Source organism: Corynebacterium sp. H78 (assembly GCF_037572275.1).
GTDB lineage: Bacteria > Actinomycetota > Actinomycetes > Mycobacteriales > Mycobacteriaceae > Corynebacterium.
The window spans coordinates 158,955-181,026 of sequence record NZ_JBBHKX010000006.1 but is presented as its reverse complement, the minus strand read 5'-3'; the positions used below and the strand labels follow the sequence as shown (position 1 = coordinate 181,026).

Annotated in this window: 14 protein-coding genes; 6 read left to right on the top strand and 8 right to left on the bottom strand. The window is 55.0% G+C overall.

What is annotated here, in order from left to right; translation table 11 throughout:
- Positions 1–19: 19 nt before the first annotated feature.
- Positions 20–571 (bottom strand): translation initiation factor IF-3, encoded by a 552-nt coding sequence (gene infC, locus WG934_RS10275; RefSeq protein WP_339989986.1) that lies wholly within the window; start codon positions 569–571, stop codon positions 20–22.
- Between the two features lie 380 nt (positions 572–951).
- On the opposite strand from infC, the gene WG934_RS10270 reads away from it, so the two are divergent.
- Positions 952–3,147, top strand: a complete 2,196-nt coding sequence (locus WG934_RS10270; protein WP_339989985.1) for a hypothetical protein — start codon at positions 952–954, stop codon at positions 3,145–3,147.
- A 2-nt stretch (positions 3,148–3,149) separates the two neighbouring features.
- Here the strand turns inward: WG934_RS10270 and uvrA are convergent, their stop codons facing one another.
- Complete coding sequence (gene uvrA / locus WG934_RS10265) at positions 3,150–6,011, bottom strand: excinuclease ABC subunit UvrA (RefSeq protein WP_339989984.1); 2,862 nt, start codon at positions 6,009–6,011, stop codon at positions 3,150–3,152.
- 165 nt (positions 6,012–6,176) lie between these two features.
- On the opposite strand from uvrA, the gene WG934_RS10260 reads away from it, so the two are divergent.
- From WG934_RS10260 to WG934_RS10245, 4 genes are all read left to right on the top strand, one after another.
- Positions 6,177–6,818 (top strand): MBL fold metallo-hydrolase, encoded by a 642-nt coding sequence (locus WG934_RS10260; protein ID WP_339989983.1) that lies wholly within the window; start codon positions 6,177–6,179, stop codon positions 6,816–6,818.
- A gap of 190 nt (positions 6,819–7,008) precedes the next feature.
- Positions 7,009–7,794 carry a DoxX family protein gene (locus WG934_RS10255; protein ID WP_339980248.1) on the top strand — a complete coding sequence of 262 codons (786 nt, stop codon included), beginning with the start codon at positions 7,009–7,011 and terminating at the stop codon, positions 7,792–7,794.
- A 177-nt stretch (positions 7,795–7,971) separates the two neighbouring features.
- On the top strand, positions 7,972–10,305 hold the full coding sequence (locus WG934_RS10250) for a HelD family protein (RefSeq protein WP_339989982.1): 2,334 nt from the start codon (positions 7,972–7,974) through the stop codon (positions 10,303–10,305).
- Positions 10,287–11,348 carry a winged helix DNA-binding domain-containing protein gene (locus tag WG934_RS10245; RefSeq protein WP_339989981.1) on the top strand — a complete coding sequence of 354 codons (1,062 nt, stop codon included), beginning with the start codon at positions 10,287–10,289 and terminating at the stop codon, positions 11,346–11,348. The genes WG934_RS10250 and WG934_RS10245 overlap by 19 nt, the downstream gene beginning before the upstream one ends.
- Positions 11,349–11,406: 58 nt before the next feature.
- On the opposite strand, the gene WG934_RS10240 is transcribed toward WG934_RS10245, so the two are convergent.
- From WG934_RS10240 to polA, 6 genes are all read right to left on the bottom strand, one after another.
- Positions 11,407–11,847, bottom strand: a complete 441-nt coding sequence (locus WG934_RS10240) for a universal stress protein (protein ID WP_339980242.1) — start codon at positions 11,845–11,847, stop codon at positions 11,407–11,409.
- A gap of 93 nt (positions 11,848–11,940) precedes the next feature.
- Positions 11,941–14,094 carry an excinuclease ABC subunit UvrB gene (gene uvrB / locus WG934_RS10235; protein WP_339989980.1) on the bottom strand — a complete coding sequence of 718 codons (2,154 nt, stop codon included), beginning with the start codon at positions 14,092–14,094 and terminating at the stop codon, positions 11,941–11,943.
- 108 nt (positions 14,095–14,202) lie between these two features.
- Entirely contained in the window at positions 14,203–15,489 is a 1,287-nt protein-coding gene (locus tag WG934_RS10230; RefSeq protein WP_339989979.1) for a hypothetical protein, read from the bottom strand.
- Positions 15,490–15,526: 37 nt separating this feature from the next.
- Positions 15,527–16,438 carry a dephospho-CoA kinase gene (coaE, locus tag WG934_RS10225; RefSeq protein WP_339989978.1) on the bottom strand — a complete coding sequence of 304 codons (912 nt, stop codon included), beginning with the start codon at positions 16,436–16,438 and terminating at the stop codon, positions 15,527–15,529.
- A 98-nt stretch (positions 16,439–16,536) separates the two neighbouring features.
- Positions 16,537–18,003, bottom strand: a complete 1,467-nt coding sequence (rpsA, locus tag WG934_RS10220; protein WP_339980235.1) for a 30S ribosomal protein S1 — start codon at positions 18,001–18,003, stop codon at positions 16,537–16,539.
- A gap of 286 nt (positions 18,004–18,289) precedes the next feature.
- Positions 18,290–20,905, bottom strand: coding sequence for a DNA polymerase I (polA, locus tag WG934_RS10215; protein WP_339990011.1), 2,616 nt, complete (start codon positions 20,903–20,905; stop codon positions 18,290–18,292).
- Between the two features lie 487 nt (positions 20,906–21,392).
- Between polA and WG934_RS10210 the strand changes: the two genes are divergently transcribed.
- Positions 21,393–21,983, top strand: a complete 591-nt coding sequence (locus WG934_RS10210; RefSeq protein ID WP_339989977.1) for a TetR/AcrR family transcriptional regulator — start codon at positions 21,393–21,395, stop codon at positions 21,981–21,983.
- The last annotated feature ends 89 nt before the right edge of the window (positions 21,984–22,072 follow it).

Sequence of the window (22,072 nt, the reverse complement as noted above, 5' to 3'; positions counted from 1 at the left end):
TGGTGACTGTGGAGCTCGGTTACTTCTTGTTCTTCTGGCGAACCGGTCCGAGAACCATGGTCATGTTGCGGCCATCCTGCTTCGCGCGAGTTTCGACGATGCCAAATTCTTGGACATCCTCAGCCAAACGCTCGAGCAAGCGGAAACCCAGTTCAGGTCGCGACTGTTCGCGTCCACGGAACATGATGGTCACCTTGACCTTGGACCCCTTTTCGAGGAACCGGATGACATTGTTCTTCTTGGTTTCGTAATCGTGGTCATCGATCTTCGGACGGAACTTCTGCTCCTTGACCACAGTCTGCTGCTGGTTCTTTCGAGATTCTCGAGCCTTCTGAGCCTGCTCATACTTGAACTTGCCGTAGTCCATGATCTTTGCGACCGGCGGCTTTGCGTTCGGAGCAACCTCCACGAGGTCGAGGTCTGCTTCCTCCGCGAGCTTGAGTGCGTCGCCCGTGCGGACGATTCCTACCTGCTCACCGTTTGGTCCCACAAGACGAACTTCGGGAACTCGGATGCGCTCGTTAGTGCGAGCTTCAGCGCTGATGTGGCCTCCTAGGTCGAACCTTAACAATGTCTGTCTCTACTCAAACCGCAACTGCGATGAGGAGGAGGTGACCATGCCACATAGCGATTCATCTACCCAACAACTCAAAAGCGCCAGGTATCCGGCTCTGCCATACAAAATATGGGCAGACCGTTAAGAAAAGCGATGACCCCGGCACTACCCTAATTCTTTGGCGCGCCAAGGGTGGGATGTTACTCCTCTTCACTGCTGGAATTGTCTGGCCTGTTGCACTTTCGCGAACTCGGCTACGACTTTTCCCAGCGGTTGTGTACGCAACGTTATCACGTCACGTGGTGATTACAAAAACAGTCAAGGATCCTAGACTTATCCACAGCCCTCGATTTTCATGGCAACACTATCTCTAAAGCTTAACTAGTGTTCTCAATATGAACACCGAAGGCTTTTCAACGCCACCAGACCGGGGCTCCCCTGATGGTTTACCGGGTAGCGCTTCTCCCGAGACAGATGCAGCTTCTACAAAGCTATTAGTAGAGGCATTAGGCGAACTGGAAACAGCAGCAACAAAGGTAGCTCGCGTTGCTCACGAAATGCGCGACACGCTTAGTGGCTCCGTTGCACGCAGTTCGGAGTCAGCAGCTGGAGTTGTCACTTCATCTGAGACACCGAAGCCAGCTGCACCTCAGCGTCTTGCGCCTCAGCCTGCAGTCTCGATTCCTACACCAGATCTCGGTGCACGCGAAGAACGCAGCGTTCCAGTCATAGTACCTACGTCGACCACGTCGGGATGGGGCATCCCCACGACCCCGCATTCACCTCCGCCTCAACCAGTCAGCGGGTACGCACCAGTTACACCCGCTGCAGCAGTTGTGCCGGGTCTCGCCCACACTTCACCGACACCAATCGGCCCATCGCGCCCGCCGCGTCCGCCCGCTGAGCCGTGGTGGACACAAGAGAAGATAGTGCTGCGAGTCATCGCTATCGTCGGTGGCCTTATCACTACAGCAGGCATTTTGTTCTTGGTCGCGTTTGCGATTCAAACCGGCCTGTTGGGTCCTCTCGGTCGTGTCATTCTCGCGTATCTCCTCGCCGCTGTATTGGGTGGCGCGAGTTACTGGGCGCATCGTCGTCAAGCGAATTCCAGTGCAGTCACTGCAACGGCAGTCACTGCGCAATTGACCTCCCACGTGACGACGGCGGCGGTAGTCAACATTCTCGAATGGTGGCATCCGCTCGTCGGTACAGCACTGATCTTTGCGGTCTCATTAGCGGGGCTGGCCACAGCCCGATATCGAGAGAGCGCTTCGCAATCAATAATTTCTGGCGTACTGGGGCTTGGATTCCTCTTTTCCACGGTCAACACAGAAACCATGCGTGCGATGACCGGGTTCAACTATGTGACACTTATCCCGGTTGCTTTCGCAGTGCTGATGTTCTTGTCGTGGAAGCAGAAGGCAGGCGTAGCTGTTTATTACACGTCATTCGCGCTCCTTGCGCTCACTTACATCCTGTTTGGCCAGAACTCAGGAATTGCGACCAAGGAGTCGAGCACTGGAGTCACTGCTGTCACGCTAGCTATTCTCCTCATACTCTTTACTGCAGTAACTGCCCTCATGCTTTTCACAATCTGGTCGGACAAGCGGGATGAGGCAGAATCAGTTCCACTCGTGCGCACCATCTCAGGTGCCTACGCAACAATCCTGGTTATTGCAACGGTATCGCTATTAATCGAAGGTTCAGCTCCGGGTCCCTTGGAGTACTGGGCAATTGCCTTCATCACCATCCTGTCGCTTGGATTCGGTGCACTTGGAGTGCTCCGTGACACCCCATTCCACCACGCACTTCGCCTCGGCGGCTTCATAGGTGCGCTTGTCCCGATGCTGCTGGTGTTTTTCCCGGGCACTCCGCCTCTGACCCTGGCCGTCTCCTCGATTGTTGCGGCGGTCTTCATGTGGATTGCCGTTCTGGGTCGACCCGACCTTGGCCTCATCAAGAAGGCCACCAATGGATCCCCCGCCATCGAACTTGCTGTAGTTCTAGCGGCACTGTGGTTCGCAATGGCACATTTCAACAATCAGGCATACCTCTCGGCCGTATTTAACGAGTACTTCGATGCACCGTGGGCCATTGTCTTTTCCATGGTTTTCTTGGCCATCGCAGACGCGGGTCTCATTCGGTTGGCAATGACACGGAAGATTCCGGTGTGGTTCGGACTCGTCGGGCTTGCCATCATGGTGTTGCCAGCCATGACCATCATGAATGTGCTCGGACTACCATTCATGTTCTCCCACATGCTGGTCAGCATCGCCTGGATGGTATCCGCGTTCATTCTTGTGCTGTCACCTCGATTCTCTGCTATCGACGGCAATCTTGGCGCGGCTCTAGCGGTCGCAAGCATTGCCGTCGGCAAGCTGATCTTTTACGACATGCAGACTCTGGACGGCATTATCCGTGTAGTCGCATTCATCGTTTCCGGTCTCTTGCTTCTGGCAATGGCAATCCTAGGAAGTAAGAAGCAGAACAGTAATAGCAGTAACAGCACGGCAAATTCTGAGTCGTCTACAGAAGATGCGGAATCCGAGGAAACCCAGGTTCCTGAAGAAACCTGGGGAACAAGCAGCTAAAGCTACGCGCTGAGATCAAGCAGCGGTCGAAGATACGCCGCGGTGTGTGAGTCCTTCACCACCGCGACTTCTTCTGGAGTGCCCTTGGCAACCACAGTTCCTCCGCCTGCGCCACCTTCTGGCCCCATGTCGATAATCCAGTCCGCAGACTTGATCACATCCAGATTGTGCTCAATCACAATCACTGTGTTTCCCTTATCAACGAGCCCCTGAAGCACCAACATCAGCTTGCGAATGTCCTCGAAATGAAGGCCGGTTGTCGGTTCATCGAGAATATAGACAGTCCGGCCGTTCGAGCGCTTTTGCAATTCTGCAGCCAGTTTCACACGCTGCGCTTCACCACCAGACAACGTCGTTGCTGCTTGGCCGAGGCGCACGTACCCCAAGCCGACGTCGACAAGCGTGTTCAAATACCGCGCAATTGATTGGATTGGCTCGAAGAACTCGGCAGCTTCGGAAATAGGCATGTTGAGAACTTCGGAAATGTTCTTGCCCTTGTACAGCACTTCGAGCGTTTCCCGGTTATAGCGAGCGCCTTCGCACACTTCGCAGGGAACGTACACGTCGGGCAGGAAGTTCATTTCGATTTTGATGGTGCCGTCGCCCTTACACGCTTCGCAACGACCGCCCTTGACATTAAAGCTGAACCGACCTGCTTTGTAGCCACGGACCTTGGCTTCCTGCGTCTCCGCGAAGAGATTACGAATCTTGTCAAAAACGCCTGTGTACGTCGCAGGATTCGACCGCGGGGTACGACCAATCGGCGACTGGTCGACCTGAACAAGCTTGTCCAGGTTGTCCAAACCTTCGACACGACGATGTCGACCTGGAACCTGTCGAGCCTTGTTCAACTCGTTGCCCAAAACCTTGGACAGAATGCCATTCACGAGAGTGGACTTTCCAGATCCCGAAACTCCGGTGATACACGTGAGTACACCCAGTGGGAAGTCAACATCGACATTCTTCAGGTTGTTCTCCTTGGCACCTTTGACCGATATGACGCGCTTCGGGTCAATTGAACGACGCACTTCAGGCACAGTTAGCTGACGACGACCCGACAGATACGCGCCAGTGATCGACTTTTCGCAGTCGACAATGCCATCTGGTTTACCCGCATAGACGATTTCGCCACCGTATTCGCCAGCGCGTGGCCCAATATCCACCAGCCAATCAGCTTCACGAATAGTCTCCTCGTCGTGTTCTACGACGATCAAGGTGTTTCCCAAATCGCGGAGATTCTTCAGCGTTCCAATCAGTTTCTGGTTGTCGCGCTGATGCAAACCAATTGATGGTTCATCGAGGACATACAAGACGCCGGCCAAACCTGATCCGATTTGGGTAGCCAGGCGAATTCGCTGGGCTTCACCACCCGACAGCGTTCCTGCGGACCGAGAGAGCGACAAGTATTCAAGGCCGACGTCGAGAAGAAAACGAAGTCGAGCCTGTGCCTCACGCAAAACACGTCCGGCAATGATGGCTTCCCGGTGACCTAGCGTAAGCGAATCAAGATACCGCGAGCAGTCCGCAACAGACATTTCAGTCAGCGCCGCAATGGAACGGTCACCGTATTCTTCTGAGTTTAGGGTGACCGATAAGATCTCAGGGCGCAGTCGTGCACCTTCACAGGCATGGCACGGCACCTCGCGCATGTACCCCTGGAAGCGATCCTTTTGAGCATCGCTCTCGGCAGTTGCAAGCTTGCGGTGCAAATACGGCATGACGCCTTCGAACGGCGCGGTGTACTGCCTGGTTCGCCCATACCGGTTGCGGTAACGCACAGAAATCTTGTGGCTGGAACCATGCAGGACGGCCTTCTTCTGGGCCGCCGTCAGGGAATCAAACGGTGCTGCCGCGTCGAAGTCCATTTCAGCAGCCAGCGCTTCCAACAGCTTTTGGAAGTACTTCTTGTTCATGGTCATCCGCCATGGACTAATTGCTTCCAGCACTGGCAGCGTTGGATCAGGAATAACCAGTTCTGGATCGACTTCCAGTTTCGTACCCAGACCATCACATTCTGGGCAGGCACCGTATGGAGAGTTAAAAGAGAAAGCGCGTGGCTCCAATTCATCAATATGAATATGGTGCCCATTCGGGCAGGCCATACGTTCAGAGAAGCGGACGCTTCGTTGCGGATGATCGTCGTCAAGATCGATGGCATCGATCACCACCACACCATCTGCCAGCTGCAAAGCAGTTTCTACAGAGTCAGTGAGGCGACGCTGCTGGGATTCCTTCACCTGCAAGCGGTCCACAATCACATCGATATCGTGCTTGACTTGCTTTTTTAGTTGTGGCGGATCGGTCAACCGATGCATTTCCCCATCGACCATGACGCGCGCGTAACCCTGCGCGGCGAGGCTCTCAAACAAATCGACGAACTCGCCCTTTCGAGTACGAACGACCGGCGCCAGCACCTGGAACTTCGTGCCTTCTGGAAGAGCCATCACCTGATCGACGATCTGCTGCGGGGTCTGAGACGAAATTACCTCGTCACACACCGGGCAGTGCGGAGTACCTGCACGTGAGTACAGCAATCGCAGGTAGTCATACACCTCGGTAATAGTCCCCACCGTAGAGCGAGGATTACGGTTTGTGGACTTCTGATCAATCGAAACTGCTGGCGACAAGCCTTCAATCAACTCGACATCTGGCTTCTCCATCTGGCCAAGAAACATACGTGCATAGGAGCTCAGGGATTCCACATACCGCCGCTGTCCTTCAGCGAAAATGGTGTCGAAAGCCAGGGAGGACTTACCGGAACCCGACAGGCCGGTGAACACGACCATTTCATCGCGCGGTAGATCGATATCCACACCCTTTAGGTTGTGCTCTTTTGCTCCTCGGACGACGAGACGATCAGCCACTACGCGCATACCTCTTTCACTTGGCTACTTTCAGGTAGCCCTGTTTCTACGCAATTACCTCAGCCATCATACCTATTTTGTGGCACAACTGTTCGAATGAATTCTTAGGCATTTTTCAACTGCTATCCGTACCCACTGACTACTATTCCTCGCTACCCTGGCGCCATGGTTGAAAAGTTCACGTCCGGTTCCGTAGATATTTACAAACAGTCCGTCGGCACGATGGACAACAACTGCTATTTGCTCGTTGATCGTCGCAAGCCCCAGAATTCTCTGCTTATCGACGCGGCGAATGATGCAGATACCCTCCGCCAACTCGTCGCAGATGCCGGAGCAACAGTGACAACCATCGTCACCACGCACTCACACTCTGATCATGTGCAGGCGTTAGAACCGTTGGTTTCTGAGTGGGGTGCGCAGCATGTGACGTCGGCATTGGATGCTGACAATATTCCAGTTATGGCGGATGTCGCGCTCGACAACGGTGATGTGCTGTTGTTCGGAGACTGCGTCCAATTGGATGCCTTCATCATGCGCGGACACACCAAGGGCGGGGTCTGCCTCGCCCTTCCTGCTGCCGACGGCGACGATGCGCCAACCCATCTTTTCGTTGGTGATTCACTGTTCCCTGGCGGTGTCGGAAAGACAAACACGCCAGAACAGTTTGATCAACTTCTCCGGGACACCGAGAACCGAATTTTTGCCATGTACACCGACGAAGCCATCGTCCACCCAGGACATGGCGCAGACACAACGGTCGGCGCTGAACGCTCTCACCTGGAGGAATGGCGCGAACGTGGTTGGTAGCCAGGTTGTCCCGTTCGTTCCAACGCGCGCGGAATAACAGACGTCTCGGTAATGTCGCAATAGTGAAGCCCCTTTGTTCGCTGAGAGGTGAACAGTGGAAATTTTTGGGTTTTTGCCCCGCGAGAACCCTGGGTTGCACGTAACCTCGAAGTATCACGTCCGATAAGAACACTCAGGAGTTGAACAACAAATGATTCGTAAGTTTGCTCGCCCGATGCTGGCATCCGTGTTCGTCGCAGATGGTGTTGACACTCTCGTTAACAAGCAGGACCACCTCGATGGAGCACGCGCAGTTCTCGATCGTGTACGTACTCTTACCCCAAATCAGTACCGCAGCTACGTGCCAAATTCCCCAGAAATGACCGTTCAGGCTGTTGCCGGCACCAAGGTTGTTGCAGGCTCTCTGTACGCACTGGGCAAGGCTCCACGTTTCGCCGCTACTGCTCTGGCACTCGCCCAGATCCCAACGGCAGTTGCTCGCCACGCATTCTGGGAGACTCAGGATCCAGAGCAGAAGAAGGCTCGTCGAACCGGCTTTATCACTGATGTCGGTTTGCTTGGTGCACTCTTCCTTGCTGGCGCTGATACCGCTGGCAAGCCAGGTCTGAAGTGGCGTGCAGAGCACGCTGGCAAGCAGGTCAACAAGAAGGTGCAGGCTGCGCTGCCAACGAAGTCTGAAGCAGAAAAGCGCACTGAAGAGCTCAATGAATCTCTGACTAGCGCGGCCGGCACCGCCAAGGAAAAGGTTGGTGTCCTGCAGCAGAAGGCCTCCGAGGTCTACGAGAAGGCTGCTGGCTACGTTGACGAGAACAAGGATGACTGGACTGACCAGATCCGTACCCTCGCCGACGAAGCGTCGACCCGCGCAACCAAGCTCGGTACCGAGGCATCGACTCGCGCTAGCCAGTTCTCGTCCGTCGCTGCAGAGCGTGCAGATAAGGCATCGAAGCAGGTAAAGAGCAATCTCGGTAAGTAAGTTTTGAACGTTGCCACGATAGTGTCTCTGCGCGTCAAACTTTCGGCGCATTAAAGGGAGCCAGCGATAGCGCTGGCTCCTTTTTCAGTTGCTTGTCTCATTGACCTCATCCCCGGTCTACCAACTCCAGTGACATAGAATGGATATTTCTTTTGTCCAAGTCGATTGGAGTTTGTCGTGTCGCATTCCGAGTTGTCTGTCGAGCAATCTGCCCTCGATGACGCATATGCTCACCTCGATGCAGCACGCCAGCGCGACCAAGAGTATTTGCGCCAAGTCATGCTTGACGACGACACGGACCCCCAAGCCCGCGTCGAACGTGAAGTTGAGTACCACCGACTTCACAGCAATTTGGAGCGGTATCGTGCAGCTGAAGTCGGCCTCGTTTTTGGGCGCATCGACATAGCCGATGATGAACCCGACAATCCCCTACCTGGTCAACCGAATGTAGATCGTCGCTATATCGGTCGCATGGGTCTTTCCGACGCGGATAATGACTACCGCAGCATTCTCATGGACTGGCGTGCTCCTCAAGCACGTCCGTTCTACTTAGCGACGACAGCGCACCCAGAAGGTGTTTCTCTTCGTCGTCACCTCCGGACCCACGGTCGCACGCTGAAGAGCATTGATGATGAGTGGTTGACGACGTCGCTTCATGAATCGTCGACAAGCACTAACACCGACGTGGACGATGCAAGTGTGGGTGTCGGTGGCGAAACTGTGCTGCGTGAGGTGCTGAATGCTGCGCGAACTGGCCATATGCGGGGAATCGTGGAGACGATTCAGCGTGAGCAAGACATCATTATCCGCGACAAGACCCGTGGGACGATGGTTGTGCAAGGCGGACCGGGTACCGGTAAGACTGCGGTCGCGCTGCACCGTGTGGCGTGGTTGCTGTACACCCACCGGGATCAGTTGGCGAAGACTGGTGTGCTCATCCTCGGACCGAACGCCACCTTCCTGGATTACATTTCGCGTGTGCTACCGAGCCTTGGCGAAACGGGCGTTGTCCTTCGCACTTTTTCGAACCTCTACCCAGGTGTCGATGGCACCGGCGACGAGCCACTTGTGACTCGTGAGGTCAAGGGTTCTGCGGACATGGTGGGCATTCTGACGAATGCAGTTCGCGACCTCCAAGCCATTCCAGAGGAACCGATTACGGTGCCTTTCGACGGGTTGTCCCTCACCATCACCCCAGCGATGGTGAAGGCTGCGCGGACTCGGGCTCGTCGTTCGCGTCGCCCTCATAACCAGGCCCGCCCGCTTTTCCGGGAGCATCTCGTGGAGTCACTTGCGCGTCAATTGGCCGATCGTATCGGCCGAGATCCACTTGGCGGCGAGAATCTGCTATCTGTCACGGATGTTGCCGACCTGCGCGATGAGATTGATGATCACCCGCTAGTAGGTGTTGAACTCGATGAACTCTGGCCGATTCTCACGCCCGAGGAAGTCCTGGACAGTCTTCTCACCTCGGAAGATGCCATCGCCAGTGCAGCGTATGAATATGACGAGCAGACCTGCGCAGCACTGCTCCGCCCGGTAGGCACGCCCTTCTCGCCTACTGACCCACCACTGTTGGATGAGCTTGCTGAGCTATTGGGACCGTCGAAAGGCGAAGAAGAAGATCGCGAGCGGTGGCTGGCGCAGATCGAAGAAGCACAGGGTGCGCTGGATATTCTGACCGGTTCTGCGTCGCAGGAACTTGATGACGGTTTTGACGCCGAAATTCTGATGGCGCATGACGTTATTGACGCGGAAGCGTTGGCAGAGCGTCACCAGGAACGCGATTACCGCTCGACTGCGGATCGCGCTGCAAGCGACCGGACGTGGGCATATGGACATGTGATTGTTGACGAGGCTCAGGAGTTGTCGGCGATGGCATGGCGAATGGTGCGTCGTCGGTCGCCTAATGCATGGATGACGCTCGTCGGAGATGTCGCGCAGACAGGCTCACCCGCTGGCGCCGAGGCGTGGTCCGATGTTCTCGAACCTGTTGTTGGTTCGCGGTGGCGGCTCCACGAACTCACGGTAAATTACCGAACCCCCGCTGAGATCATGCAGGTCGCGACCCATGTTCTTGCAATGGTCAACCCCGATCTGGAGCCTCCGCAATCGATTCGTTCGACCGGTCGCGAACCTGTTCGCACCACGACCGTAGCCACTGCGCTGCGCAGTATTTCTGAGCATTATGGGGCCGCGGAGACTACTGCTTCACGACGACTCATCGCCATCATTGTTTCTCGCGAACACCTAGGTTCCGGCCGGGAGGAACTGTACGACATCATCGCTGACAGCACTATCGATGCTGACACAGTCAGTATTCTCGACGTCGATGAAGCAAAGGGGCTGGAGTTCGATGATGTCATCGTCGTCAATCCAGACGAGATTGTGCAAGAATCGCCACAAGGCCTGCAGGATCTTTATGTTGCGCTGACTCGCGCAACGCAGGGCCTCGTCGTTGTTGCTGACAAACAACCGGAGACGATTCCGCCATGTCGGACCATCACCTAACTTATCTGCCGCATCTCGCTGAACTGCGAGCTCGCCGGCTCATTGCCCAAGGGCTTGCGTACAGTGCGGCGCGTCCAATGGTCGCGTCAGCTCCGGTTGACGTCGCTCGGCATATGATTGCGCTCCAAGGTCAGAACTATGACGCTGGTGTTCGGGCATTGGCAGTGCGCGTCAAGGAAGCGGCTTCTTCGCGCTCAGATGCAGATACAGATCCGCTGCAGGATGCCACTGAATCCGCGTTGAACTCCATCGCAGATTTCGAGATCGTCCGCTGCTGGCCACAACGTGGCACTTTGCATTTCCTCCCCTCTGAGAACGCTCGGTGGATGATGCAGTTGACTCACCCACGCATTGAAGCACAGGCGGCACGTCGTCGCGCCGGACTTGGCTTCGAACCTGGCGACTACGAACGCGCGTTAGAGGCATTCGTCGACATGCTCAACAAGCGTGGAGTTTCGGATCCTGTCTCTCGTCCTGAGGCATACGACGTGTTCGCAGCAGCCGACGTCGACCCTTCACAAGGTCGCGGCCCGCACTTATTGCGTGCATTTGGCGGGGCTGGTGAAATCGTCCAGGGACCACGAATTGGCAAAGTTGAGACTTTCGTATCCCTCACTGCAATCGAGCAGGAGAAGGGAATCTCTCAGCGAGAACTCACCGGCGACGATGCTTTGCAGGTGCTAGGCACGGAGTATTTCCACGCACGTGGACCTGCGACTCTGAAGGATTTGATGTGGTGGACAGGCATCACGAAGAAGCAAGCCGTCACAGCCGTCGAGACTGCCAGCGATCTCATCCCATTCGCATTCCACGGCGATACCTACTGGATGGGTTCGTGGCAAGCCGATGTCACCGCTGCCGAACTCACAGCTGCTCTCGACCGCGAGCTTTCGCTTCCCGCGTTCGACGAGTATTTGCTAGGTTATGGTTCCCGCGTTGAGGTACTGTCCGACGAACTCCGCCCAGAGGTGCTCACCAAGAACGGAATCAGCTGGCCATTTGAGGTCCGCAATGGTGTTATCGTAGGACGCTCCAAGAAGTAAAGCCCGCGTGCTGGGCAACCAGCGCGCGGGCCACATTGAAGAAAACTTACCGTCAGTCCTAGCTGACAGTGTGCACAATCATGACATCGCAGTCAGACTGACGAGCAACGTCGGCAGGAACAGAACCCAACAGACGACCGGTCAGCGAGTTGATGCCACGGTTACCAACAACGAGAAGGTCAGCCTTCTTCTCGTTGACCAAGCTCATCAGTGCCTCTACTGGAGAGCCAGCACGAACTTCGGTTTCAACCTTGGTTGCGCCCGCAGCCTCTGCAGTTTCCTTTGCAGCAGCCAAGTTACGCTCTGCTGGGTCATCGCCCAGAACCTGTACGGAGTCCTGGCGAAGGGTCTTCGATGCATCGTCTGGAGTCTCGTAGTATGCGCAACCCACGACCAAAGTCGCGTCAAACGACGCAGCGATCGCAGCCGCGCGTTCTACTGCCAACAGCGACGACTTAGATCCATCGGTACCAACGACAATGGTCTTGTATGCGCTCATTAAAGTGCCTCTCAAACTCGCTTAACAACAACGTTTTCGTGAACTGAGACCAAGAGTAGCAAAACTACGGTTGCAGATTGCAGGAATTTAAAATTACTGCAATCCCGCTTCTTTCATACCGTTGAGCTCTTTCTTTAAGTCGACAATCTCATCCCTCAACCTGCCCGCAAGCTCAAACTTCAGCTCCCGTGCGGCAGCTCCCATTTGCTCACTCAAATCAGCAATGAGTTGTTCCAGTTGTGCTCGTGGCATGCCTTCAAAGTCAGCCGTTGACTTACTGCCAAACGTCGCCAAATCAGCATCACTGCCGGTGCGATTGCGCCGACGGTGGCCTGCACTGGCCGCAACATTCGGCCCATCAGCATTGTCTGCATTGTCGTAGACCTGGTCCAAGATGTCCGCGATCTTCTTGCGCAGCGGCTGCGGATCAATGCCATGTTCCGTGTTGTAGGCAATCTGCTTTTCCCTACGACGTTCCGTCTCGTCGATAGCCCGAGCCATCGAATCCGTGACGGTATCCGCATACATGTGCACTTCACCGTCGACATTTCGAGCAGCACGACCAATAGTCTGAATCAACGAAGTAGTCGAGCGGAGGAAACCTTCCTTATCCGCATCGAGAATCGCGACCAACGACACTTCCGGCAAATCCAGACCCTCACGGAGCAAGTTGATGCCCACAAGAACGTCGTATTCGCCAAGTCGGAGTTGGCGCAGTAACTCAACTCGTCGCAAAGTGTCGACATCAGAGTGCATATAGCGAACGCGAATACCGTTTTCGAGCAGATAATCAGTGAGGTCTTCCGCCATCTTCTTCGTCAGAGTGGTGACCAAGACGCGCTCGTGGCGTTCCTCGCGCTGGCGGATTTCGCCGATCAAATCATCAATCTGGCCTTCCGTTGGCTTCACGACGATCTTCGGATCCACCAGACCTGTCGGACGAATAACCTGTTCGACAACTTCCCCGCCAGTCTGCCCGAGCTCGTACGGGCCAGGCGTCGCCGACATGTAGACGGTCTGGCCAACACGAGCATCAAACTCATCGAAGGTCAATGGACGGTTATCCAGCGCTGATGGAAGTCGGAAGCCGAAGTCAACGAGGTTACGCTTTCGCGAGGCATCGCCTTCAAACATGCCACCGATCTGAGGAACCGTCACATGCGACTCATCGATAATGGTGAGGAAATCCTCCGGGAAGTAGTCGATCAGCGTTGCCGGAGCAGAACCGGCAGCTCGGCCGTCAATATGACGCGAGTAATTCTCAATGCCCGAGCAGAATCCAACTTGCTGAATCATCTCCAAGTCATACTCCGTACGCATGCGTAGGCGCTGTGCTTCCAGCAGCTTGCCGCGATTTTCCAAATCCGCCAGGCGCTCCGCCAGCTCCTCCTTAATCGCCTCGACCGCCTTTTCCATGCGCTCAGGTCCCGCAACATAGTGAGTTGCTGGGAAGATACGCAGCTCGTCCACTTGCTTGACGACGTCGCCAGTCAGCGGATTGAGATAATAGAGAGAATCAATCTCGTCACCGAAGAACTCGACCCGAACCGCGAGCTCTTCATATGCAGGAATGATGTCGACAACATCGCCTTTGACGCGGAAAGTGCCACGGGTAAAAGCAATATCATTGCGGGCGTATTGAATGTCCACCAACAGTCGTAGGAACTGATCGCGATCAACTTCCTCGCCGGTCTTCAGAAATACCGATCGATCCAGATACGACTGAGGAGTTCCCAAACCGTAGATGCAGGACACCGAACTGACAACCACAACATCTCGACGAGACAGCAGTGCCGACGTTGCCGAGTGACGCAGACGCTCGACATCTTCGTTAATCGAGGAGTCCTTCTCGATATATGTATCGGTCTGCGCGATGTATGCCTCTGGCTGGTAGTAGTCGTAATACGACACAAAGTACTCCACGGCATTGTTCGGCAGCAGCGACCGAAGCTCGTTTGCCAACTGCGCTGCCAATGTCTTGTTCGGAGCCATCACCAACGTGGGCCGCTGCATCTTCTCAATCAACCATGCAGCAGTCGCAGACTTACCAGTACCCGTCGCACCCATCAGCACAACTTCGCGCTCACCGTTGTTGAGACGCTCCGATAACTCCGCGATAGCTTGTGGCTGGTCACCTGCCGGTTTGAAGTCGCTGATGACCTCAAACTGGCCGTCGGCACGCTCGATATCTCCAACAGGACGAAACTCAGATTGCGCAAGGACCGGATGTTCAGCGGGGAATGCCATAGTCACCAGGTTATCTGGTTGCGCGGATTGGTAAAGCTCCGCTGAAGTCATTGCCGGTGTTCGTCGAGTTTGCTTCACGACGATTCGTCGTCAAGCAGGATCCACATTCTATGCAGCTTCGAGTTCATCTGGCTGCTCGGGGAGCTTGGTAACCTGTGGCTTTTCGTTGCCGTCAAGGTCGATCGCGTGAATTTCATTTCTCGCCGGATCAGTCACATACGCCGTGGAACCGATGACCGTGATAGCAGGACGTGGATCCTGCCATTCTTCGGACTCTTCCCAAGGTGCGAGAACGTCAATGGAGCGAATCACTTCTGCCTTTTCAGCATCAATGAGGTGCACTTTGCCATCAGTACCAAGAACTACTGCCGTGTTGTCGTCGGTCATGGCAAGAGATCGGAATGTGTATGAGGCACCCAGGTCGACGAGTTGCATCTCTCCCGACTCTGCATCAATAATGCTCACCTGCGTTGGCCGTTCCAGCTCATCCTTATCTGCGGCGACCTTATCGGACTTGTAGTCACCAAGCACGTACTTTGAATCAGGCCTTGATGCCTGATTTCCAATACGCCCATATGGATCTGGCGACTTCACCTTTGTGACTTCCCCATCTCGGTACACAAGTCCACCGTCTGCACAGCCAACGAATACGCCAGCTGAGGTTTCTGCTGCGCCGTGCGCACCTGGGCATTGCTCGAAACGCTTCAGTTCTTTACCCTCGGCATCCACCTGGGCTACACCAATCCGATCGCCTTCCTGATCAGCGATGGTGACCATATAGGTGCTATCTTCTCCCAAAACGGCAATGCCATGGTGCGCTGGCACATGGAAGTGATCAACCATGTCCATCCCCTGCAAGCGCAGAGTTGTGACATCACCAGTCTCGTCGTCGAACAACACGGCCTTGTCCGCATTACCAACCACATGTCCAGGCTTTACCGCCGATACTTCAAAGCCGGTAAACGATGGATCGCCGGCGTAGTAGTGCGAGTGATCGCCATGTGGACGCTCGTACGCACCCAGGTCCAGTGCTTTGAAGGACGAATCCGTCGAGACGAAAACGTGTCGACCATCGCCCGCCCTGTTCAGACGCAAATAGCCCTTGGCATCAAAAGTGTCGAGGACTTCGGGAGCCATTTCCTGCTTGAGGTTGCCACCATCAATCACCATGACACCACCGTCATAGCTCACCGCCAGCCGATCAGACTTCGAGCGAGACTCCGGGAGGTCAGCGACCGTAGTAGCGGTGGTCACCGACGGCGACGGCTGTGCTTGCTCACCAGCTCGTGGCGTGTCTTTCACTGATTTGTTCGCTATTTCTTCGCCAGTACCGCATGCAGAAAGCACGAGCGCGGACGAGAGGATAGCGCTGAAAAAATAACGCTTAACTGTCATAGGAGGGACAGTACACGTTATTGCAACTCATTTTCAATTAGGGGGTCTTAGATGCCCCCTTATCAAGGCCATCCAATGGCTGACGATCAATCTCCAACATTTCCTTTGGAGGTGTCAGCGTTACAGGATTACCAGGATCCAGGCTGATCCAGTTTTGGCCAGTAGCCATCCACGGAGCTCCCTCCGTATTTGGCACTCCATCAACCATCAAGATCAGCCGGTTTTCACTGAGCATCGTCCCCTTGACCGAAACACCCAACTGCCGTTCGACACGCTTCTTCTCGCGCTCGACCCGACCACGAGGCTGCACAGGCAAGATATCCAACGGCACGACAGGAGGTCGCACCATCGACTGAGCTATCGGCTGCAAACGCTCACGCCATAGCTTGTCGACGGAATCACGCAATGCATCTTCTGAGCCCGAGTTGTCGAGAATGATGTCAGCAGCAGCAATACGCTCTTCATCGCCGATCTGCGCAGCAATACGTCGCTCAACATCGTCTCGATCCAGACCACGCGAGTTAACTAGCCGATCAATACGCTTCTCCATCGGAGTATTCACCACGATGACAAGATGCTGGTCAGCGACGAGATCATTCTCGATCAGCAACGGCATATCGAAGACCACCACATCGCGGGCGCTCGCTTCGTCGTAAAGTTCGGCCGTACGTTCAGAAATACGCGGGTGGGTGATGGAATTGAGGATCTTCGTCGATTCTTCAGATGCAAAAGCTCGCCGAGCCAGCTCACGCCGATTCAACGTGTCATCGGGGTTGAGGATGTCCGAGCCAAAGTAGTCGACCAATTCGGCAAGTGCAGGCTGACCAGGTTCGACGATTTCACGAGCGATCTGGTCTGCGTCGATGATAACGGCACCGAGAGCACTCAGTTGCCGGGCAACGGTCGACTTGCCGCTACCAATTCCGCCAGTTAGTCCTACTTTCAACATAATGCTTCAAGTATGACAAAACCCCGCCTCTCCTGTGGAGAGACGGGGAATATTGTTAGCCTTGTTACCTAAAGGTAACCGGGACTACCTATACAGGCTTAGTTGCCGGACAGGCGAGCACGCAGAGCTGCGAGCTGCTCGTCGGAAGCCAAGGTGCCGGAGGTATCCTCTGCTGCTTCTGGAGCTGCTGGAGCTGCTGGTGCTGGCTCGTCAGTCTCGGAAGAGTAGTTAGATGGAGCTTCCTCAGCCTCGGCTGCAGCTGCACGGTGACGCTCGATCTGAGCTGCGTGCATCTGGTGGTGACGCTCTGCCTCTGCGTAACGGCCTTCCCACTCAGCGCGCTGGGTTTCGAAGCCTTCCATCCACTCGTTGGTCTCCGCATCGAAGCCCTCTGGGAAGATGTAGTTACCCTGCTCGTCGTAAGAGTCGCCCATGCCGTACTTGGTTGGGTCGAACTCTTCGGTGAAGTCCTCGTCAGCCTGCTTGAGGGAGAGGGAAATACGACGACGCTCGAGGTCGATGTCGATGACCTTGACCATTGCTTCTTCGCCAACGGTGACGATCTGGTCTGGAACATCGACGTGGCGGGAAGCCAGCTCGGAGATGTGGACCAAGCCCTCGATGCCCTCTTCGACGCGAACGAACGCACCAAATGGAACCAGCTTGGTGACCTTGCCCGGAACAATCTGACCGATTGCGTGGGTGCGGGCGAATACGCGCCATGGATCTTCCTGAGTTGCCTTCAAGGAGAGGGACACGCGCTCGCGGTTGAGGTCAACCTCGAGAACCTCGACGGTTACCTCGTCGCCAACCTGAACAACCTCAGATGGGTGATCGATGTGCTTCCAGGACAGCTCGGAAACGTGAACCAGGCCGTCTACGCCGCCCAGGTCGACGAATGCACCGAAGTTGACGATGGAAGAGACGACGCCCTTGCGGACCTGGCCCTTCTGCAGCTGGTGCAGGAACTCGGAGCGAACCTCAGACTGAGTCTGCTCGAGCCATGCGCGACGGGACAGAACGACGTTGTTACGGTTCTTGTCCAGTTCAATGATCTTGGCTTCGATCTCCTGGCCAATGTATGGCTGCAGGTCACGAACGCGACGCATTTCAACGAGGGATGCTGGCAGGAAGCCACGCAGACCGATGTCCAGGATGAGGCCACCCTTGACAACCTCGATGACGGTACCGGTGACTGGCTCGTCCTTTTCCTTGAGCTCCTCGATGGTGCCCCAAGCACGCTCGTACTGAGCACGCTTCTTGGACAGGATCAGGCGACCTTCCTTGTCCTCCTTGGTGAGAACCAAAGCGTCGATCTCGTCACCAACTTCGACCACTTCATCAGGGTCGACATCGTGCTTGATGGACAGTTCACGGGAAGGGATGACACCCTCGGTCTTGTAGCCGATGTCGAGCAAGACCTCGTCGCGGTCAACCTTGACGACGGTGCCCTCAACGATGTCACCATCGTTGAAGTACTTCATCGTCGAGTCAACTGCAGCGAGGAAGTCCTCAGCGGTGCCGATGTCGTTGATGGCAACCTGAGGGGTGTTAGAGGTGGACATATATAATGTGCTCCGAAGCGGATAGTAAATCGAAAAAGCGGACAATTTCGGCCTTGCCTGACAAGACTGTAAATCCCCTGGTCAATCCGCTTCCGGCAACGATGCCTTAGCTTTGTTTATGACCGCGGGATGCCAGACTTAGAACACGCAAAGTCGGCATGCGTATGCATACCGCGACAATGATACTCGGCCACCTCTGGCCTTTCAAGTTCCATAACCACCATGTCGCGCTGTTTCGCCTGGCTATCCAACCGGCAGGTTAACCCGATTTGTCACATGCTCACCACTAATGCGCAGCAGCATCCCAATTCGGCCCAGCACCCACAGATACATCCAACGGCACCAGCAACTCGCACGCTGCATCCATCTCCTTCCGAAGGAGCGCCTCCACCTGCTCGGATTCACCTGGCACCACTTCTAGCACCAGTTCGTCATGGACCTGCAACAGCATCCGCGATTTCAACCCCTGCACCTTAAGAGCATCGTCGACACGCAACATGGCGACCTTAATGATGTCTGCTGCTGTTCCCTGGATCGGTGAGTTCAGCGCTGCACGTTCGGCGTTGTCACGTGCCATCCGGTTATCCGAGTTGAGATCTGGCAGGTAGCGACGGCGTTCAAACAAGGTCGAGGTGTAACCATCCTTGCGGGCTTGCGCGACGACACCTTCCAAGTAGTCTCGAACGCCACCGAATCGCTCGAAGTAATCTTCACGAAGTCGCTTTGCTTCAGACTGCGGAATATCAAGCTGCTGGGCTAGACCAAACGCGCTCAATCCATATGCCAAACCGTAGCTCATGGCCTTGACTCGACGACGCAACTCAGGAGTCACACCGTCAAGTGGCACATTGAAAACCTTCGAACCCACAAAGTTGTGCAGGTCCTCGCCTGCCCGGTACGCCTCGATCAAACCCGCATCCTGCGAAAGGTGCGCCATTACGCGCATTTCAATCTGCGAGTAGTCAGCCGTCACCAGATTCTCGAAACCATCGCCCACCACGAATGCGGAACGAATCGAGCGGCCAAATTCAGTGCGCACTGGAATGTTCTGCAAATTCGGTTCGGTGGATGACAAACGTCCAGTCGCCGCGACCGTCTGATTAAACGTCGTATGAATACGCCCGTCATCCGCGACAGCCTTGATCAGCCCGTCAACCGTGGAACGCATCTTCTGAGCCTCACGGAAAGCCATCAGATGCTCAAGGAATGGATGCGGATTATTCTTCGCCAGATTTTCCAGCTCTTTGGCCGCCGTCGAATAGCCAGTCTTCGTCTTCTTCGTCTTTGGCATTTCTAGCTGATCAAACAGCACTTCTTGCAGCTGTTTCGGCGATGCCAAATTCAGCTCGGGGCGGTCCACCAGTGCGCGCGCTGCATGTTCAGCTTCATCCGTCGCTGCCTGGGCTTGCTTCCGCAAATCTTCGAGCTTGTCGACGTCGACAGCAATGCCCAGACGCTCCATGCGAGCGAGAACTGGCGCAAGCGGAACTTCCAAATCGGCGTACACCTCATAGAGCCCATTCGCTTCCAGTTCCGAAGACAGTGCTACAGACAATTCCACAATTGCTGCGACGTGATCCGCGTTAACAGGATCGTCGAGAAGTGAAAGCTGCCCGTCCTGCTGGGACAGCGTTCGATTCAAGTGACGCTGATAGATGTTCTCGAGCGTGTAACTACGTTGACTTGGACGCAGCAAGTAGGAGGCAAGGAAAGTGTCATGGACGATGCCAGCGATCTCTAGGTCATGTCCCCACAGGGAATGCATGAGCGACTTTGCGTCGTGAGTGAGCTTTGGATGCTCGCCAGCGAGCCAGGTGCGCAGGGAGTCATCATCAGTTGGATCGAGATTACCCAACTCAACCTGAAGTGCTTCGATATCATTGTCGCGCGGCGTTGCCAAAGACAGCGAGAACCCATCGACAGCAACCGCCACAGGCTGACTCAGTGAATCTAGCCAGTGTCCGAGTTCACCAGCCTTCTGCTCAACGATGACCACGTCAGTGTCATCGTTCTCGGTGGCTTTCACACCCGCACCTTCAATGGCCAAAGTACGGAATACCCGCTCCCGCAAGCTCCCGCCGAACTCCAACTTGTCAAAGAAGTCTGCAATTCCCTGCGCATCCGCAGGACGCAACTCTAGTTCGTCCGGCCCATACGGCAAGGGCAGATCCTTGACCATCTCGGTGAGTTTGCGGTTCATTTCAACCGCACCAACGCGCTCGCGAAGATTGTCGCCGACTTTTCCACGAACCTCATCAACGCGCTCTAAGAGGTTCGCCAACGAACCAAACTGAAGAATCCACTTCTGCGCAGTCTTCTCCCCAACTCCAGGAACGCCCGGGAGATTATCGGAAGGGTCTCCACGTAAAGCAGCAAAATCTGGGTATTGCTCCGGCGTCAATCCATACTTCTTTTCGACGGCCTCCGGCGTGAAGCGATGCAGCGTCGACACACCACGCATCGGATAGAGAACGGTCGTTGAATCGTTGACGAGCTGAAACGAGTCACGGTCGCCGGTAACGATAAGCGTCTCGAACCCTTCCGGCTTCGCCTGCGTTGCGAGCGTTGCGATAATGTCGTCAGCTTCGTAGTTATCCTTCTCCAAAGTGACGATGCCCATCTCCTGAAGTACCTGCTTCAGAAGCGGAACCTGACCGCGGAACTCTTCAGGGGTTTTGTCGCGCTGTGCCTTATATTCCGGAAATAGCTCGTTTCGGAACGTCTCACGCGCCACGTCGAATGCAACAGCGACGTGCGTGGGCTTCTCGTCGTTAAGCAACGTTGACAGCATGGATAGAAATCCATAGACAGCATTGGTGTATTGACCGCTCGTCGTGGAGAAATTGTCCGTCGGCAGCGCAAAGAATGCGCGAAATGCCATGGAGTGACCGTCGATAAGCATGAGCGTTCGTTTCATAGCACCAGTGTAAAGGTTTGCAGACTCCCCGCCCCACGCCCCCATCCTCGACTTGGCTCTCGCCATTTCCCTCGTCAGGTGTCGACGCCGAGCCAACTTGCTGCCCGAAGAAGGCGGAAATGGATCGTAACTCAATTCAGAATCGCAGAGACAATTAACAATCGTCATCGAATGGGGCATTAAATGTTCTATCCCGAATGGTGATCAAGCGTTGCCTAACCTCATCCTCTCCGGAAAAGTCACGGAGAATGAATATACACATTTCCCAAAACCCCTAAACGTCTCTCACTTCCTTAGTTGAATGAAATTCATGAGGAACTTCAACGAACACACAGTAGCTACCAATTGTTTCCGAGTCTCCATATCCACACCCCCACGATAGGGTAATCCATCTCGTTTTCATGGGAGTTTGCATACGTAGCGTTTGCTATGCGTTCAACATTTGCGCCTTGTTGCGTTTATGCTGGTCAGCATGACTCTCGACAGTACGCCGACGCGACGTAGAAATTCTGCAGCTACCCGTGCGCGGATTATTGATACGGCGACCACTTATTTCACTCAGAAGCCTTTCGCAAGGGTCTCTCTGAAGGAAATTGCCACCGAGGCAGGCGTCAGCGCTCCCTTGATTATCAAGTATTTCGGCTCCAAAGAAGGCCTACTGGCTGAATTGATCGACTTTGGCGCTATTACTAATGCAATTGCAGAACAGCCGTTCAATGAGCTCGGCCGCCTGCTTGCTACCGACGCCATTTCTGGCGAGCATCTCGGCCCCTCATCTGTCGTGTCCCTATTAATGGCGACGTCGGGAAGCGACAATGTAACCGCTGAAATCGAAGAACGGTTTAAGTCCACGGCCCGCTCTACACTCCTTACTCGAGTGCGCAATGAAGCACCGGGCATCACTGATGAGGCTCACGCAGAACGCCGCTGTGATTTCGCGTTGGCTATGTACATGGGCATGACTGCCTTGTTGCTCGGCAACACCACTAACCAGTCGTGTGTCACCGACGTAGCTATCACGTCGTACGGCGAGCAGATTCAGCGCGTGTTGGAAAACGCGTAGCTCAGTTTCTTTTTGCTGCGCCACACCGTTTAGCGCGCCGTGCCACTTCTGCAGACCTGTTTCCTGACTTCCAGGGGACAGGTTTTTGC

What these genes read in the sequence shown, in the direction of transcription:
- WG934_RS10270 (WP_339989985.1), top strand. Translation starts at nt 952, where the DNA reads ATGAACACCGAAGGCTTTTCAACGCCACCAGACCGGGGCTCCCCTGAT.
- WG934_RS10260 (WP_339989983.1), top strand. Translation starts at nt 6,177, where the DNA reads ATGGTTGAAAAGTTCACGTCCGGTTCCGTAGATATTTACAAACAGTCC.
- WG934_RS10255 (WP_339980248.1), top strand. Translation starts at nt 7,009, where the DNA reads ATGATTCGTAAGTTTGCTCGCCCGATGCTGGCATCCGTGTTCGTCGCA.
- WG934_RS10245 (WP_339989981.1), top strand. Translation starts at nt 10,287, where the DNA reads ATGTCGGACCATCACCTAACTTATCTGCCGCATCTCGCTGAACTGCGA.
- WG934_RS10240 (WP_339980242.1), bottom strand. Translation starts at nt 11,847, where the DNA reads ATGAGCGCATACAAGACCATTGTCGTTGGTACCGATGGATCTAAGTCG.
- uvrB (WP_339989980.1), bottom strand. Translation starts at nt 14,094, where the DNA reads ATGGCATTCCCCGCTGAACATCCGGTCCTTGCGCAATCTGAGTTTCGT.
- WG934_RS10230 (WP_339989979.1), bottom strand. Translation starts at nt 15,489, where the DNA reads ATGACAGTTAAGCGTTATTTTTTCAGCGCTATCCTCTCGTCCGCGCTC.
- coaE (WP_339989978.1), bottom strand. Translation starts at nt 16,438, where the DNA reads ATGTTGAAAGTAGGACTAACTGGCGGAATTGGTAGCGGCAAGTCGACC.
- rpsA (WP_339980235.1), bottom strand. Translation starts at nt 18,003, where the DNA reads ATGTCCACCTCTAACACCCCTCAGGTTGCCATCAACGACATCGGCACC.
- polA (WP_339990011.1), bottom strand. Translation starts at nt 20,905, where the DNA reads ATGCTTATCGACGGTCACTCCATGGCATTTCGCGCATTCTTTGCGCTG.
- WG934_RS10210 (WP_339989977.1), top strand. Translation starts at nt 21,393, where the DNA reads ATGACTCTCGACAGTACGCCGACGCGACGTAGAAATTCTGCAGCTACC.